Genomic DNA, 1,116 nt, shown 5'->3' on the forward strand with positions numbered 1-1,116 from the left:
TTGCTTTAGCATCACGGATCTGGCTACAATCTTTCATTCATTGTGATGATATGATAATGCATAGGGAATGGCAGTTTGAATAGACATAATAATAAGTTAATGGAAATTCCTGCTGATTATGTTTTCCATGAAAATCATAATATTTTGCATCCGGTGAACAATACTGAGCATTGGGGTGAAGTAAAAATAACCAGTAAACAGTTCAACCAACTCGGAGGGAAGATTTTTCTTCGTGCGGGTAAGCATATTGGTCCTCATAAAGGTTTTGGTGTTAGGCATATCTGGTCAGAACGAGGGGCTAAGCTTACTCAGTGGGGATTTCCTACCATCCATGATGTCCCTCGTTTTGTCTCCGAGATTATTGTTCATCAGGCAGGGATAGTATGTGAATTTCCGGAAATGGGGGGATACCACCGTGTGGTTGTTCTGAGAGGGCGTAAAGGATGTGCTGTGTTAGCGGCATTTGACAACCCCAATGATGGGGGTAGCCTTATCTATAGCGTTGTTACGGCATATCGCAACATAAATCCAAACGGTACATTGGTAGCACAAATTTCTGTTTTATAAATGAAAAGGCGCTCTTTTCAGAACACCTTTTTCATTATTGAGGTTGGTAGTCGCAGCGCTTGCTTAGCTAACTCTCTCTGAGTTGGGTCACATGCCAATCATAAATTTGCATTTATGATTACCGCTACCATAAGGTCGGTGAACCTTACAATCCACACTATCGAACCAATATCACCGTGATATCCGATAGCCCTGCTCTTATTAAGCCTCACAATTATCCTACTCAAATTTGAGCAAGAGTCAAATTTATCCCTTCTGCCCAAACTCAAACGGCCTAACCATCCCGTTGCTGTTAGCATCAAGAAAATCAGCCCACCACTGTAGCATCAGCCTGCGTTCATCAAGATGCTCAGCAAGATGGATGTAAGCAGCGCGGACATTGTTACGCTCCTTATGGCTCATCTGACGTTCAATAGCATCTTTTGACCATAAGCCGGATTCAATCAAGACACTACAGGCCATAGAGCGGAACCCATGACCACAAACTTCTGTTTTGGTGTCATAGCCCATTTTGCGCAGTGCCTTGTTGATGGTGTTTTCACTCATCGG

At 43.0% G+C, this 1,116-nt stretch carries 2 protein-coding genes; one reads left to right on the top strand and one right to left on the bottom strand.

Going from position 1 to position 1,116, the window contains the following annotated elements; translation table 11 throughout:
- Positions 1-75: 75 nt before the first annotated feature.
- A complete protein-coding gene (locus H0248_RS21145) occupies positions 76-567 on the top strand; it encodes a hypothetical protein (RefSeq protein ID WP_180787373.1) in 492 nt (163 codons plus the stop codon).
- A 246-nt stretch (positions 568-813) separates the two neighbouring features.
- On the opposite strand, the gene H0248_RS21150 is transcribed toward H0248_RS21145, so the two are convergent.
- Positions 814-1,116: tyrosine-type recombinase/integrase (locus H0248_RS21150; RefSeq protein ID WP_180787374.1), on the bottom strand; the 303-nt coding region annotated here is incomplete at its 5' end.

Source organism: Pectobacterium brasiliense (genome assembly GCF_013449685.1).
In the GTDB taxonomy this organism is placed as follows: Bacteria; Pseudomonadota; Gammaproteobacteria; order Enterobacterales; family Enterobacteriaceae; genus Pectobacterium; species Pectobacterium brasiliense_A.